Here is a 13967-nt window from a genome sequence, read left to right as displayed (position 1 = left end):
CTCCCACAGGTACTGCACAGGGTTCAAAAACTGTGCGTTCCCTGTGGGAGCGGGTTTACCCGCGAAGAGCCCGGCGAATATCACCAGACAATCGGCTCGCGGCTACGCACCCGCACCTGCTGTGCCGGCACCCGGGCATGCCATTGCACCACACCCAGCGCCTCCACCTGGAACTCGCTGCGTATCACCCGCCCTTCCTCGGCGAACGACAGCTGCAACAGGAAATACCCGCTGTTCAGCAGCAGCCCTTCGCTCAGCCGCTCGAAGGTTTCGTCATCCACCGCCCCCAGTGCCTGGCGCAGCGCCGCCGCATCCGCATAGCCAGACGCCGGTCGGCCGCTGATGATGCGGCTGAGCAGCGAACGCGGATAACGCCCTTCGTACAGCGCCTCCAGCAAAGGCAGATGCTGCAACCCCAGGGCATTGGCATTCAGCCGCCAGCCCGTGGTCTGCGGCAAGGCGCACAGCATCGGGTAGCGCCCCTCACGGCTGGCATCCGGCTCCAGCAACAGGTTCAGCTCGCTGGTGTCCAGCATCGGTTGGTTGGCCGCCAACCGCGCGGGTTGCTGGCGCAGGTACTGGCCGCTCTCGGCGCCCAGCAGGCGGGCATCGCTATCCGCATCGAGCCAGTCGGCCAAGGCATCGACCAGGCGTTCGGCCGCCATGTCATCGCCCAGCAGGTAGCGCAACTGGCGTTCGGCGCGCTCACCATCCGCCCCGAGCAGCGCGTTGACATTGAAGCAGGTGTGCTGGTCGCGCACCTGCAGCTGTGCCTGGCCGGCACCAAAGTCATAGTTCAATGGCTGCCCGCGCAAGGCCTGCCAGAACAACGGGCTGAGCCGCCAGGCGGGATCAAGCAGGGCCTGCTCGGCATAGGCCAGGCCGGCCTGTTCCATGGCCCGTGCCTGCACCCGTTGATGCAACAGGCGCACCTCATCCACCTGACGCCGGCCATCTTCCACCAGCCAGGCCATGCCCGCCGCCAACATCGCCAGCACCACCATCACCATCAGCAGGGCCGCCCCCTGCTGTCGTCTGCCACCCATCCGTGCGCACCTCACCCGCGAATGAAAACGCCAGTCAACACCTTGGGTGTTGCAGCGAGATGGCAGCCACCATCCGTCATGTGCCCGTCATCTACACAAGGCACGATTGCCCTTCCTTTTCATGGCCTTACAGGAGTGGTCGCAATGGGTAGCATTGGAATCTGGCAACTGGTAATCGTACTGCTGATCGTATTCCTGCTGTTTGGTACCAAGCGCCTCAAGGGCCTGGGCAGCGACGTCGGCGAAGCGATCCAGGGCTTTCGCAAGTCCATGGGCGGCGACAATGGCGCCAACGTCGCAGGCCACCCGCAGGTGCAGCAGCAATGCCCGCTGACTGGCCAGGCGGCAAAGCAGCAACAAGCGGAACGCCAGGCCTGATGTTCGAGGTAGGCTTCAGCGAGCTGCTGCTGGTCGGCATCGTCGCATTGTTGGTGCTGGGCCCAGAGCGCCTGCCGCAGGCGGCACGCACGCTCGGGCGTGGCCTGGGCCAGGCGCGCCGGGCCATGCAGGCCTTGCGCACGCAGGTGGAACGGGAGATCGAACTGCCTGGCTTCGACCACGCCCCGTTGCAGCGCCTGGAACAGGAAATTCGCCAAGGCGTGCGCCTGAGTTCGGCCCCCAGCCAAGGCGCGACCACGGTAACGCAGCCCAGGGAGAATGCCTGATGAGCATGGCCACGGAACCGCTTGCCGGCATGCCGCTGACCGAGCACCTGCGCGACCTGCGCAAACGCCTGGTGCGCTGCCTGGGGCTGGTCGCGCTGCTGTTCGCCGGCCTGTTCCCCTTCGCCCAGACGCTATACACCCTGGTTTCCGAACCGCTGCGGCGCTTTCTGCCGGAAGGCGCCAGCATGATTGCCACCAGTGTCACCTCGCCGTTTCTGACGCCGTTCAAGCTGACCGCGATGTGCGCGCTGTTCGTTGCCATGCCGCTGTTGCTGCACCAGGCCTGGGGTTTCATGGCACCCGGGCTGTATCGCCGCGAACGGCGCATTGCCCTGCCGTTGCTGGTGTCGAGTATCGTGCTGTTCTATGCCGGCATGGCCTTCGCGTTCTTCCTGGTGTTCCCGATGATGTTCGGCTTCTTTGCCAGCGTGACGCCCGAAGGCGTAGCGATGATGACCGACATCAGCCAGTACCTGGACTTCATCCTGGCGCTGTTCCTGGCGTTCGGGCTGGCGTTCGAGATCCCGGTGGCGACCTTCATCGTGGTCTGGGTGGGGTTGGCCGATGTGGCCACGTTGCGCCGTAGCAGGCCCTACGTGATCGTCGGCTGCTTTGTGGTGGGGATGATCCTGACGCCGCCGGATGTGTTTTCGCAGACGATGCTGGCGGTGCCGATGTGGCTGCTGTTCGAGGTGGGGTTGCTGGCTTGTGCCTGGTTGCAGCGGCCTGAGCCAGGCAAGGAGAGTGTGACTGAACTGTAGGGCCCTTGCGCGGGCAAGCCCGCTCCCACAGGGATATCACAGTCTTCAGAACCCGTGATATCCCTGTGGGAGCGGGCTTGCCCGCGAACGGCCTTGATGCGATCTAGAACTCGGCGAGCCGCCAGACCTCGTAGGCTGGCGTCTCGTACGGGTGGCTCTGCCTGAGCGCAGCGACGACCAGGGCAATCAGCTCGTCGGCCACCACCAGCTCCACCTTCCACTCCTCCACCACCTCGACCTGACCGGTTTGCCCGAGGTACGGCTGGCTGCCGTCCAACGGGCGGAACTGGCCCTGGCCCAGGGTCTGCCAGGCACAGTGGTCATAGTCGCCGATGCGCCCGCCACCTGCGGCGAACACAGCAGCCTTGACCACTTCGACGTGGCTGGCGGGGACGAAGAAGGCGAGCTTGTACACGCCTTAGTTCACCCACACCCGGGCATTACGGAACATGCGCATCAGCGCGGCATCTTCCTGCCACTCGTCCGGGCGCCAGGAGTTCTGCACGGCGCGGAACACCCGCTCCGGGTGCGGCATCATGATGGTCACGCGGCCGTCGCGGCTGGTCAGGCCGGTGATACCTCGCGGCGAGCCGTTCGGGTTGGCCGGGTAGGCTTCGGTGACCTTGCCGTGGTTGTCGACGTAGCGCAGGGCCACGCAGCCGGACAGGTCCGCAGCCAGCAATGCCTCTTCGCTGGCGAATTCGGCATGGCCTTCACCGTGGGCGATGGCGATCGGCATGCGCGAACCGGCCATGCCCTGCAGGAAGATCGAGTTGGACTTCTGCACCTCGACCATGGCCACGCGCGCCTCGAACTGCTCCGAGCGGTTGCGCACGAAGTGCGGCCAGTGCTCGGTGCCCGGGATCAGCTCGTGCAGGTTGGACATCATCTGGCAACCGTTGCACACGCCCAGGGCGAAGCTGTCGGTGCGCGCGAAGAAGGCCTGGAAGGCGTCGCGGGCGCGGCTGTTGAACAGCGCCGACTTGGCCCAGCCTTCACCGGCACCCAGCACGTCGCCGTAGGAGAAGCCGCCGCAGGCGACCAGGCCCTTGAACGCTTCGAAGTCGACACGGCCAGCGAGGATGTCGCTCATGTGCACGTCGATGGCAGCGAAACCGGCGCGGTCGAAGGCGGCAGCCATCTCGACCTGGCCGTTGACGCCCTGCTCGCGCAGGATCGCCACTTGCGGGCGAATGCCTTTCTTGATGTACGGTGCGGCGATGTCTTCGTTGACGTCGAAGCCCAGTTTCACCGACAGGCCCGGGTTGTCTTCCTCGAGCAGCAGGTCGAATTCCTGGTCGGCGCAGTCGGCGTTGTCGCGCAGGCGCTGGATCTGGTAGCTGGTTTCAGCCCACTGGCGCTGCAGCATGCGGCGGTCGTCGTCGAACAGCACTTCGCCGTTCAGGCTGATGGACACTTCACCGTTGTTCACCGGCTTGCCGATCACGGCAACGCATTCTTCGCCCAGGCCAGCGGCGCTGAACTGTGCCAGCACGTCCGGGGTGGCATCCTGGCGAACCTGGATGACCGCGCCCAGCTCTTCGTTGAAGAGGATGGCCGCCACGTCGGCCTTGCTGTCGGTCAGCGGGTCCAGGTGCAGGTCGAGGCCGCAGTGGCCGGCGAAGGCCATTTCCAGCACGGTGGTGATCAGGCCACCATCGGAACGGTCGTGGTAGGCCAGCAGGTGACCGTCGGCGTTCAGGCCCTGGATCACGGCGAAGAACGCCTTCAGGTCTTCGGCATCGTCGACGTCCGGAGCCTCGGCGCCGAGCTTGCCGTAGGTCTGGGCCAGGATCGAGGCGCCCATGCGGTTCTTGCCGCGGCCCAGGTCGATCAGGATCAGGTCGGTCTCGCCCTTGTCCATGCGCAGTTGCGGGGTCAGGGTGCTGCGGATGTCGACCACCGGGGCGAAGCCGCTGACGATCAGCGACATCGGCGCGGTGACGCTCTTCTCGACACCGTCCTCGCTCCACTTGGTCTTCATCGACATGGAGTCCTTGCCGACCGGAATGGTCAGGCCCAGCTCCGGGCACAGCTCCATGCCGACAGCCTTGACGGTGTCGTACAGGCGGGCATCTTCACCAGGGTGGCCGGCAGCGGACATCCAGTTGGCCGACAGCTTGATGTCGGAGAGTTTTTCGATACGCGCGCCGGCCAGGTTGGTCAGCACCTCGCCGATGGCCATGCGGCCCGACGCCGGGGCGTCCAGCAGGGCCAGCGGGGTACGTTCGCCCATGGCCATGGCTTCACCGGTGTAGACGTCGAAGCTGGTGGCGGTGACGGCGCAGTCGGCCACCGGTACCTGCCACGGGCCGACCATCTGGTCGCGGGCCACCAGGCCGGTGATGGTGCGGTCGCCGATGGTGATCAGGAAGCTCTTGCTGGCCACGGCCGGGTGGCTGAGCACGCGCTGTACGGCATTGTCCAGGTCCAGCTGGCTCGGGTCGAAATCATCGCCCAGCTCGGCTTCGCGGGTAACCGAACGGTGCATGCGCGGCGGCTTGCCCAGCAGCACGTCCAGCGGCATGTCCACCGGGGTGTTGCCGAAGTGGCTGTCGGTAACGGTCAGGTGCGGCTCTGCAGTGGCTTCGCCGACTACCGCGAACGGGCAGCGCTCGCGCTCGCAGATGGCCTGGAAGCGCTCGAAGTCCTCGGCGCTGACGGCCAGCACGTAACGTTCCTGCGACTCGTTGCTCCAGATTTCGTGCGGGGCCATGCCCGGCTCGTCATTGGGCACGTTGCGCAGTTCGAAGCGGCCACCACGGCCACCGTCGTTGACCAGCTCGGGGAAGGCGTTGGAGATACCGCCAGCGCCAACGTCATGGATGAAGGCGATCGGGTTCTTGTCGCCCAGCTGCCAGCAACGGTCGATGACCTCCTGGCAGCGGCGTTCCATTTCAGGGTTTTCGCGCTGTACCGAAGCGAAGTCCAGATCGGCCGAGCTGGCACCGGTGGCCACCGACGAAGCGGCACCGCCGCCCAGGCCGATCAGCATGGCCGGGCCACCGAGCACGATCAGCTTGGCGCCGACGGTGATCTCGCCCTTCTGTACGTGGTCTTCACGAATGTTGCCCATGCCGCCGGCGAGCATGATCGGCTTGTGGTAGCCGCGTACTTCTTCACCGCGCGGGGTGTTGATGGCCTGCTCGAAGGTACGGAAGTAGCCGGTCAGGGCCGGGCGACCGAATTCGTTGTTGAACGCGGCGCCACCCAGCGGGCCTTCGACCATGATGTCGAGGGCATCGACAATGCGGCCGGGCTTGCCGTAGTTCTGCTCCCACGGCTGTTCGAAGCCCGGGATGCGCAGGTTGGACACGGTGAAACCGGTGAGGCCAGCCTTGGGCTTGGCACCACGGCCGGTGGCGCCTTCGTCGCGGATTTCGCCGCCCGAGCCGGTGGACGCACCGGAGAACGGCGCGATGGCGGTCGGGTGGTTGTGGGTTTCCACCTTCATCAGGATGTGCACCGGCTCCTGCACCGCGCCGTACTGGCGGGTTTCAGGGTTCGGGAAGAAACGGCCGGCCACGTTGCCGACGATCACCGAGGCGTTGTCCTTGTACGCAGACAGCACGCCTTCGCTGTGCATCTGGTAGGTGTTCTTGATCATGCCGAACAGGCTTTTTTCCTGGGCCTGGCCGTCGATGTCCCAACTGGCGTTGAAGATCTTGTGGCGGCAGTGCTCGGAGTTGGCCTGGGCGAACATCATCAGTTCGATGTCGTTCGGGTTGCGCTTGAGGCCCTGGAAGGCGTTGACCAGGTAGTCGATCTCGTCTTCGGCCAGGGCCAGGCCCAGGTCGATGTTGGCCTTGGCCAGGGCGTCACGGCCGCCGGCCAGGATATCCACCGAGGTCATCGGCTTGGGCTGGGCGTGGCTGAACATATCCGCGGCCTGCTCCAGCTGGCCGAGCACGCGCTGGGTCATGCGGTCGTGCAGTTCGGCAGCGATCAGCTCGGCATCGGTGGCGCTCAGGTCGCCGGCGACGTAGTAGGCAATACCGCGCTCCAGGCGCTGGATGGCCTGCAGGCCGCAGTTGTGGGCGATGTCGCTGGCCTTGCTGGCCCACGGCGAAATGGTGCCCAGGCGCGGCACGACCAGGAACAGGCGGCCGCTCGGCTCCTGTACCGGCACGCTCGGGCCGTACTTGAGCAGACGGCCCAGCACCTGCTGCTGGTCGGCGGTCAGCTCGCCGTCGACATCGGCGAAGTGGGCGAATTCGGCATACAAACCAGTAACAGCGGGGACTTTCTGGCTCAGTTGCTCGAGTAATTTACCGTGGCGAAAGGCAGAAAGGGCAGGAGCGCCGCGCAGGATCAACATCGTCGGGACAGCCTCAGGAAGGGGTGTGCTTAGAGGCCGTGCATTCTAGCCTAATTCGAAGGGTTTCGGCACCCGCTCTAAGCCACGACTGCCGGGCGGTGGAACCGGACTTCGGGGTCAGATTTCTGGGGGAGGGTATTCGCCTCAACGCATTCCGTGCCTGTGAGACCGAGCGCCTGGCGGCCTTGACGCAATCCCCCCAACCACACAACCCGCTACCAGACAAGCTAACAGTTGTCGAGATATGGTTGGGCCAGTCCTTTGCGTATACTGCAACCTATGTTCGCCCACACTGCTTTGCGCCAGCGTTGCGCCAGATGGCTTTTCGCAACCGGACTCTTTCTGCTGCTCGGTGCCTGCGTTGAAAAACCCAGCACCCTCGAGCGCGTGAAGGAGGATGGCGTGCTGCGCGTGATCACCCGCAACAGCCCGGCCACCTACTTCCAGGACCGCAACGGCGAAACCGGCTTCGAGTACGAGCTGGTCCAGCACTTCGCCGACGATCTCGGCGTGAAGCTGCAGATCGAGACCGCCGACAACCTCGACGAGCTGTACGACGCCCTCGGCAAGCCCTCCGGCCCGGTGCTGGCGGCGGCCGGCCTGGTCAGCAGCGAACGGCGCAAGGCCCAGGTCAAGTATTCCCACCCTTACCTGGAAGTGACGCCCCAGGTCATCTACCGCAACGGCCGCCCCCGCCCTACCGACGCCAACGGCCTGATCGGCAAGAAAATCATGGTGCTCAAGGGCAGCAGCCATGCCGACCAGCTGGCCGAGCTGAAAAAGCAGTATCCGGCCCTGGAATACGAAGAGTCCGACGCCGTCGAGGTGGTCGACCTGCTGCGCATGGTCGACGAAGGGCAAATCGATCTGACCCTGGTCGACTCCAACGAGCTGGCGATGAACCAGGTGTACTTCCCCAACGTGCGGGTGGCCTTCGACCTGGGCGATACCCGCGACCAGCGCTGGGCAGTCGCCGCCGGCGAAGACAACAGCCTGCTCAACGAAATCAACGAATTCCTCGACAAGGCGCAGAAGAACGGCACCCTGCAGCGCCTGAAGGACCGCTACTACGGCCATGTCGACGTACTGGGCTATGTCGGCGCCTACACCTTCGCCCAGCACCTGCAGCAGCGCCTGCCCAAGTATGAGAAGCATTTCAAGAGCTACGCCAAGGTCGAGCAGGTTGACTGGCGCCTGCTCGCGGCCATCGGCTACCAGGAGTCGATGTGGCAGCCGGAAGTCACCTCCAAGACCGGCGTACGCGGCCTGATGATGCTGACCCAGCGCACCGCCCAGGCGATGGGTGTGTCCAACCGCCTGGACCCGAAGCAGAGCATCCAGGGTGGCGCCAAGTACTTCATGAAGATCAAGGAAGAGCTCGACGACAGCATCCAGGAGCCGGACCGCACCTGGTTCGCCCTGGCCGCCTACAACGTCGGCACCGGCCACCTGGAAGACGCGCGCACCCTGGCCAAGCGCGAGAAGCTCAACCCGAACAAGTGGCTGGACGTGAAGAAGATGCTGCCACGCCTGTCGCAGAAGCAGTGGTATCGGCAGACCAAGTACGGCTATGCCCGGGGCGGCGAACCGGTGCATTTCGTGGCCAACATCCGCCGTTACTACGACATTCTCACCTGGGTGACCCAGCCGCAGCTCGAAGGCCAGATGGCCGAGGGCAACCTGCATGTGCCGGGGGTGAACAAGGACAAGCCGGCGGAACAGTCACCGCCGATGTAGGCCTGTACTGGTCTTTTCGCGGGCGTGCCCGCTCCCACAGGTGCAGCCACAGGCCTCAACGAAGTGGTATTCCTGTAGCGGCCGGTGCAAGTCAGCCCTTGGCCCGGCGCGCCCTGAAGAACTCCGTCAGGATCTGCCCGCACTCCTCGGCCAGCACCCCGCCCTCCACCATCACCCGGTGGTTGAGAAAACCCTGCCCGAAGAACTGCCCCTGGCTCTGCACGATCCCCGCCTTGGGTTCCAGCGCACCATACACCACACGCATGACCCGCGAATGCACGATCAGTCCTGCACACATGCTGCAGGGTTCCAGGGTCACGTACAGGGTGCTGCCAGGCAGGCGGTAATTGCTCGCCGACCTGGCCGCCGCCCGGATCGCCACCATCTCGGCATGCGCGCTGGGGTCACTGTCGATGATCGGCCGGTTGAAACCCTGGCCGATCACCTGGCCATGCTGTACCAGTACCGCGCCCACCGGCACTTCGCCCAGGGCCGCGCCCTCGGCGGCCAGGGCCAGGGCCAGGCGCATGAATTCCTGATCGCGACTGCGGTCGATGATCTGCGGGCGCATCAGACCACCGCGATCGCGGCCATCAGGCCGGTTTCCATGTGGTCGATGACGTGGCAGTGGAACATCCAGGTGCCCGGGTTATCCGCCACCAGCGCCACCTGCGCGCGCTCGTTACGGCCCAGCAGGTAGGTGTCGGTGAACCACGGCTCCTTGATGTCGTGGCGGTTCGAGGCAATCACCTTGAAACTCATGCCATGCAGGTGGATCGGGTGCTGGTACTGGGTCATGTTCTTCAGCTCGAAGATGTAGCTCTTGCCCTTCTTCAACGTGGCGATCGGCCGGTCGGCGCACGTCTTGTCGGTGATGTCCCAGGCCTGGCCGTTGATCTGCCACATGCTCGAGGGTTTGTCCTGGTCTGTGCTGACAGAAACCTTGGCCGCCCATTCGAAATTGAAGTTGAGCTTTTCGGCGTTCTCCAGATCCGGTTCGGCAATCGGGTTGGGCGGCAGCGCCGGCGGCCAGTCGCTTGGCGCATCGCTGCTGGGCAGCGAACGCAGCGTGCCCAGGCGGACAAAGCCGTCACGCAGGGAGATCTCCTCGCCTGCCTGGGGAATGCGGATGGCCAGGCAGATTCGCATGCCTGGGCCAAGCCAGTAGTCGTCGTCCAGCGGCCGTGGCGTCACCGGGTTGCCGTCCAGGGCATAGATCATTGCCTCGCAATTGCCCTTGAGGTTGATGCGGTAGGTCCAGGTGTTGTCCAGGTTCAACAGGCGCACACGGACCACTTGCCCGGCTGGCAGCTCGGTGACTGAATCGGCCTGGCCATTGATGGTGATCAAGCGCCCGGCGGTGCCGTTGCGCGCGGCCTCGCGGGGGATGCTGAACGGCAGCCAGGCGCCCTGCTCGTCCACATGCCAGTTCTTCAGGCTCAGGGTGCGCTCATGGCGGAACCCGGTGGGTTCGCGTTCCTCGACGATCAGCGGGCCGACCAGGCCGCGCCCCAGCTCCTCGGAGCTGCTGACATGCGGGTGGTACCAGTAGCTGCCGGCATCCGGCACGCGGAACTTGTAGTCGAAGTACTCGCCCGGCTTGACTGGCAGCTGCGACACATAAGGCACGCCGTCCATTTCCAGCGGCAGGCGAATGCCGTGCCAATGGATGGTGGTTTCCACCGGCAGGTGGTTGATGAAGCGCACCCGCAGCCAGGTACCCTGGCGCACGCGCAGCTCGGTGCCCGGGGCCGAGGGGCCAAACGCCCAGGCCTCGGTCTTGAACCCCGGTACCAGCTCGACATCCAGCGGCGCGGCGATCAATTCGTAATCATGCCCGGCATTGTCGTCCTCGACCCGGCCCAGCCAGTAACGCGCCGCGCCACCGGCGCCCAGGCCAACCACAACCAGGCCGGTCAGGCCTTTGAGCATTTGTCGACGGGTGAAGGACATCGGTGCGGGTACCTCATGTTCTGCGCAATCAAGCTGCCAGCATGGCTGGCGATGAAGGGCGAATACGATACACCTGCAAATGGGAAAGATTAAGTGAAGTCTCTGGCAACACCGCCCGCAGCCTTGCCATCGGCACTGCCGTCAGGGGCCAGGCAAAGCTCGTTGAACCACCGCTGGTCATCGCTGGACGGCGTGCGCAAGGCCGCCTGCAGCAATTGCGGGTCGAGCAGGACGTTCAGGTTCTGCAAGCGCGTGGCGGTGTCGGGGTGGGTATCGAACGGATGGGTAATGGTCAGCGCCAGCGCCTCTTCACCCAGTTGCAGCGGGGTGCGTTGCAAGTGCAACGCCAACGCCTGCGGCAGGCCTTCGCCACCGCGAACATGCAGTAACCCATCGATCACCCTGCCCAGGGCAATCGCCCGCAGCAGCGCCTGGATGAACAGCTTCGGCCCAGCGACCTCGGCACCCGCCCGGTCGGCCAGCAATTCCTGCGCCCGCCCCCAATGGTGCACCGCGACCTGGAAGTGATGCAGGAACTGCCCGGCCATCCACAGGATCGGGCGCACCGCCCAAGGCGGGGTGCTGTCGGCGCCAAGCATGGCCTGATAATGCGCGCACATCAGGCTGAAACGCGCGCTGATCTCACTGCCTCGCTCGGTGTCACGGCGACGGAAATGGCCCAGCTCATGGCCGATCAGCGCTGCCGCCTCGACCTGGCTCATGGCCGCCAGGCAAGGCAGCGGCAGATACAGGGTCCGCCCGCTGAGCTGGCTGCCGCTGGGCTGCAGCACGACAGGCACGCTGGTAACGAAAAAGCCTTGGTCAAGCCCGACCACGATATGGTCGGGCACAGGCGCATGCAGTTGCGCAGCCAGGCCCTCGACCCAGCGCCACAGCGCCGGCGCCGCCTGCCTGTGGAGCTGCCGGCCCAGAAAGCTCGCACTCGGCGCGCCCATGCCCGGCCACTGTTGGCGCAAGCGCCAGAGGGTGCGCATGCAGACGAAGAGCACAGACGTCAGCGGCAGCACCACGATCAGAACGGTCAGGCCGCCCTGCGCGGCATGGCTCAGCCCGAGGCTGGTCTCATAGAGCAATGCCAGGCTCAGCGAGCCCGCGAGCAGGCCCAGGTAGGCACTCAGCCAACGGCCCAGCACCAGCCAGTTGGCGCTCATGCGGCCGTGCAGGTACTGCGCCGAGCGCAGCGCTCGCCAGGCGTCGATCCTCAGCCTGAGCCAGGCGCCAACTCCGGTGAGCAAAGCTCCCAGTGCCAACCAGCCGCTGAGGCTGGCCATCCATTTGCGCAGGCCCAGCCAGTGACGGTCGGCGTCGAGCACGGCCAACTGTGCCTGCAGCGCTTCGCGCTTGTCGAGGCGCCCGTTGAGCTGCTTGCGCGCGGCCCAAGGCAGGCTTTGCAGCAAGGCATCGCTGGGTGCAGCCAGCCATTGGCGGATGATCCGTGCCTGCTCCTGCGCCGTGTCGGCGCGCCAATGTTGCAGCTGCCCCCAGCCGAACAGCGCCAGTGGCAGCAACAGCAGGGCCAGGCCCCAACCCAGGCGCCTCATCGCCAGCACACGCCGCTAGTCCCGACCCGGCTCATCGGGCCGTTTCGCCCAGGCGCGCCACGCCCGGAAACAGCTGCGCCAAGCTCCGCCTGGCCTGGGCCGCCTGCACATAGGCGTAAAGCAGATCCACCAGTTCCTGCAGGCTCAGGCGACGCCCGCCCACCACGGGCGTGCACAGCCACAGCCTGACCCGCAAGCCGCCTGCGAAGGTCACTGCGTCAGGCGAGGCCAGTGCCTTGAAACAGGCCGGCGCCAGGGCTGGCGCGTGGCTGAACGCCGACACGGTAAAGATCAGGCGGGTGGTGAAATAACCCTGCTCGACCTCGAAGCCGTCAAAGTCATGCAGGGGCGTCGGTGCCTGTGCGTTGGCAAAGCACAGCGTATCGGGCGTCACGCTCAGCACCCGCTTGCCGTGCCGACGGTGTAGCACGGCGGCACAGGCCAGCGCCGCCACTGCGGCGCCGGCCAGGGCGAGGCCGAAACCAGCCAGCAGCCAGATGGCAGCGCGGCTGGCATTGGCACTGAACTGCACCGCCAGGGCCATCAGCCAGGCCCCCAGTCCGCCGAGCAACAGGCCAATCACCGCACAGGCCAGCGCCTTGCCGAGCGAGTGTTCCAGCAGTTCGAAGCTGTCGCTGGGGCCGTCGGCCTGCGCCTGTAGGTACGCCAGGTGAGCTTCGCGTTCGTCGTTATCCATCAGCCTGCAGCAGCTCCAGTTGCCGTTGTGCATGTGCCGCATCGCGATAGGCCGCCAGCACCGCAAGCACTTCCTCGTTGTCCAGCTTGCGCCCGTTGCTGGCCAGGCCTGCAGACATGATGCGGATCTGCGGTCGCGGTTTTTTCAGCACCATGGCCTGGTTGCCGAAGAACTGCAGTTTCACCACATGATGCTTCGGCAGGGCGGCTTCGCTGCTCATCTCCAGCGTCTGCACCGTGACCAGCCCTTCATCCTTGACCGAAACATCTTCCACTTCCGCCAGGTCTACCGGCGCATCCAGCGTATCGACGAACAACTGGCGGCGGGTCAGGCGCATGAATACCTGAGTACCGGCATTGCGGTGTTGCCAGGTTACCGCTGCAGCAATCAGGGTGATGAAGACCCCCGCTGCCACCGCCCCCAAGCGCTCCGGGTTGAAGGTGACCGCCGTGATAATCAGGGCCCCCAGCAACAGTATCGGCCCCCACACCCGGTAACGTCGGGAGTTGGTGAACTCGCTCTGCTCGGGCACGCGCTCGATCACTTGCTTGAGCTCGGCGATCACCCGGTCGCGCTGGGCGGCACGGCTATGCTCGTAGTCCTGGCCGAGCGAACCGGACAGGTCAGACATCGGGTCGGTGAATTCGCCCATGGTCATTGCCCCTCCTGGTTCTGTGCCGCCAGGTAATCGGTAAGAAAGGCCTGCGCATTACCCTGCTGCGACAGCTCTTGCGAATAGCCGACTTGCAGCGCTTGCGCCTCGCCCGGCAGGTAGAGTTCGCCACCCCAGCTGCCCTGGACGATCAGCACGACGAATTTCTTGCCATCCACGGTGGTGGAATAACGGGTATCCCGGCTGGTCTTCTCCACCTGCATTTTCTGAATGCGCATGTTCCAGTCGTGGTCGACGCCTTCAACCTGCACCAGCGCCTCGTTGGCGGCGCGTTCACCAATGCGCAGCGTCCATACCTTGGCCCCTTGCGCGCCCGTGTAAGCCACCACCTGGTCGGCCACTTGCGGCCGTTGTTCAGCGTGAGCCTGGCCCAGCCACAGGGTGAGCGAAGCCACCAGCAGGGCTGCAAATTTGCGATAAGCGAGCATGTTTTTTCATCCTGAATTGAAACAAACGCACATTGAAATAAGCCCTGTCCGCGCTGCCAACCCCGCTGACCGGTTCGCACAACAGACAACGCCTTGCGCACAATGGCTGTTGCTGAATATGTGCACG

General features: G+C 65.1%; 13 protein-coding genes. 4 read left to right on the top strand and 9 right to left on the bottom strand.

What is annotated here, in order from left to right; translation table 11 throughout:
* Positions 1-80: 80 nt before the first annotated feature.
* Entirely contained in the window at positions 81-1046 is a 966-nt protein-coding gene (gspK, locus tag ACJA3S_RS05195) for a type II secretion system minor pseudopilin GspK (protein ID WP_406821054.1), read from the bottom strand.
* 144 nt (positions 1047-1190) lie between these two features.
* Here gspK and tatA point away from each other — a divergent pair, with 144 nt between their 5' ends.
* The 3 genes from tatA to tatC are packed head-to-tail and all read left to right on the top strand — an operon-like array spanning position 1191 to position 2472.
* Complete coding sequence (gene tatA / locus ACJA3S_RS05190; protein WP_406821053.1) at positions 1191-1424, top strand: twin-arginine translocase TatA/TatE family subunit; 234 nt, start codon at positions 1191-1193, stop codon at positions 1422-1424.
* Positions 1424-1711 carry a Sec-independent protein translocase protein TatB gene (gene tatB, locus ACJA3S_RS05185; protein ID WP_406821052.1) on the top strand — a complete coding sequence of 96 codons (288 nt, stop codon included), beginning with the start codon at positions 1424-1426 and terminating at the stop codon, positions 1709-1711. The genes tatA and tatB overlap by 1 nt, the downstream gene beginning before the upstream one ends.
* The gene (tatC, locus tag ACJA3S_RS05180; protein ID WP_170028481.1) at positions 1711-2472 is read left to right on the top strand and encodes a twin-arginine translocase subunit TatC; all 762 of its coding nucleotides are present in this window, start codon (positions 1711-1713) and stop codon (positions 2470-2472) included. The genes tatB and tatC overlap by 1 nt, the downstream gene beginning before the upstream one ends.
* Before the next feature lie 103 nt (positions 2473-2575).
* Here tatC and ACJA3S_RS05175 read toward each other — a convergent pair whose 3' ends face one another.
* Together ACJA3S_RS05175 and purL are read right to left on the bottom strand one after the other, a co-directional pair.
* Complete coding sequence (locus ACJA3S_RS05175) at positions 2576-2887, bottom strand: NGG1p interacting factor NIF3 (protein WP_406821051.1); 312 nt, start codon at positions 2885-2887, stop codon at positions 2576-2578.
* A 3-nt stretch (positions 2888-2890) separates the two neighbouring features.
* Positions 2891-6790, bottom strand: coding sequence for a phosphoribosylformylglycinamidine synthase (gene purL / locus ACJA3S_RS05170; RefSeq protein ID WP_406821050.1), 3900 nt, complete (start codon positions 6788-6790; stop codon positions 2891-2893).
* A 279-nt stretch (positions 6791-7069) separates the two neighbouring features.
* On the opposite strand from purL, the gene mltF reads away from it, so the two are divergent.
* Positions 7070-8527: a membrane-bound lytic murein transglycosylase MltF gene (gene mltF / locus ACJA3S_RS05165; protein ID WP_406821049.1), complete on the top strand. Its 1458-nt coding sequence runs from the start codon at positions 7070-7072 to the stop codon at positions 8525-8527.
* Between the two features lie 91 nt (positions 8528-8618).
* On the opposite strand, the gene tadA is transcribed toward mltF, so the two are convergent.
* From tadA to ACJA3S_RS05135, 6 genes are all read right to left on the bottom strand, one after another.
* The gene (gene tadA / locus ACJA3S_RS05160; protein WP_170028477.1) at positions 8619-9098 is read right to left on the bottom strand and encodes a tRNA adenosine(34) deaminase TadA; all 480 of its coding nucleotides are present in this window, start codon (positions 9096-9098) and stop codon (positions 8619-8621) included.
* Positions 9098-10480, bottom strand: a complete 1383-nt coding sequence (locus tag ACJA3S_RS05155) for a multicopper oxidase family protein (protein WP_186686085.1) — start codon at positions 10478-10480, stop codon at positions 9098-9100. The genes tadA and ACJA3S_RS05155 overlap by 1 nt, the downstream gene beginning before the upstream one ends.
* 89 nt (positions 10481-10569) lie before the next feature.
* On the bottom strand, positions 10570-12042 hold the full coding sequence (locus tag ACJA3S_RS05150) for a M48 family metallopeptidase (RefSeq protein ID WP_406822207.1): 1473 nt from the start codon (positions 12040-12042) through the stop codon (positions 10570-10572).
* A gap of 31 nt (positions 12043-12073) precedes the next feature.
* Positions 12074-12739: a hypothetical protein gene (locus ACJA3S_RS05145; protein ID WP_406821048.1), complete on the bottom strand. Its 666-nt coding sequence runs from the start codon at positions 12737-12739 to the stop codon at positions 12074-12076.
* On the bottom strand, positions 12732-13397 hold the full coding sequence (locus ACJA3S_RS05140; RefSeq protein ID WP_325166789.1) for a hypothetical protein: 666 nt from the start codon (positions 13395-13397) through the stop codon (positions 12732-12734). Before ACJA3S_RS05140 ends, ACJA3S_RS05145 begins: the two co-directional genes overlap by 8 nt.
* On the bottom strand, positions 13394-13840 hold the full coding sequence (locus tag ACJA3S_RS05135; RefSeq protein WP_170028473.1) for a hypothetical protein: 447 nt from the start codon (positions 13838-13840) through the stop codon (positions 13394-13396). Before ACJA3S_RS05135 ends, ACJA3S_RS05140 begins: the two co-directional genes overlap by 4 nt.
* Positions 13841-13967 lie beyond the last annotated feature (127 nt).

Source organism: Pseudomonas sp. KnCO4 (assembly GCF_045344305.1).
Taxonomy (GTDB): Bacteria; Pseudomonadota; Gammaproteobacteria; order Pseudomonadales; family Pseudomonadaceae; genus Aquipseudomonas; species Aquipseudomonas anuradhapurensis.
The sequence above is the reverse complement of the archived record's forward strand: the minus strand, read 5'-3'. Positions and strand labels throughout refer to the sequence as shown.